Origin of the sequence: Vibrio sp. VP6, assembly GCF_028823755.1 — a bacterium.
GTDB classification, from domain to species: domain Bacteria; phylum Pseudomonadota; class Gammaproteobacteria; order Enterobacterales; family Vibrionaceae; genus Vibrio; species Vibrio parahaemolyticus.
On record NZ_JAPEID010000182.1, the window covers coordinates 1 to 677 of the forward strand.

At 41.7% G+C, this 677-nt stretch carries 1 protein-coding gene; it reads left to right on the forward strand.

Features of this window, described 5'->3' with window-relative positions:
• Nucleotides 1-90 precede the first annotated feature (90 nt).
• Nucleotides 91-570, forward strand: a complete 480-nt coding sequence (locus OU793_RS24780) for a DUF2780 domain-containing protein (RefSeq protein WP_017449005.1) — start codon at nt 91-93, stop codon at nt 568-570.
• The last annotated feature ends 107 nt before the right edge of the window (nt 571-677 follow it).

Sequence of the window (677 nt, forward strand, 5' to 3'; positions counted from 1 at the left end):
TTTTTTATAAAATAATAGAAGTTATCAGTCAGATGACCTAAAAAAATAAATACAACAAATAAGTTAAAACGCTCAACCGTCGGAGGTACTATGCGTAAAACTCTCCTAACTTTAGCTCTCCTATCAGTGAATATTGGCAGCGCACATGCGTTTTTGGACACTGTCGTAGATAAGAGCAGCAAAAATGGTCTTATGGATATGGTAAGCCAAGGCCTAAATGCAGAATCTTCACCTCTTACTGAGCTACTAACGAGTCAGCTACCAGTTTCGACAGAACAAGCTGCAGGTGGCAGCAGTGCCCTAATTGCACTTGCTCAAAGCCAACTGTCTCAACAAAACAGCACGGAATTGCAGTCATTGATCCCTGGATTATCCAACTTGAAAGGTGCACAAAGCCTGTTAGGTAACATCGAAAGCTTGAGTGCCGTACAAAGCGCATTTAATGCACTAGGACTAGACCCATCGATGATCAGCCAATTTGCACCAGTGATTTTAGGTTACCTAAATGAGCAAGGAGCAAGTGAGGGATTATTGAAGTCTTTAAGCGGTCTATGGACGAGCGGTAAGTAAATTCGCTTTAAGCGAAATCCCCACCGAAATAGAAGTAAAAAGAATGGGAGCCTACAAACAGTAGGCTCCCATTTTTGAGCAAATTACAGATACAAAAAAGCCGAGCT

Bases quoted from the DNA above. Each gene is read 5' to 3' on its own strand.
- OU793_RS24780 (WP_017449005.1), top strand. From the start codon at position 91: ATGCGTAAAACTCTCCTAACTTTAGCTCTCCTATCAGTGAATATTGGC.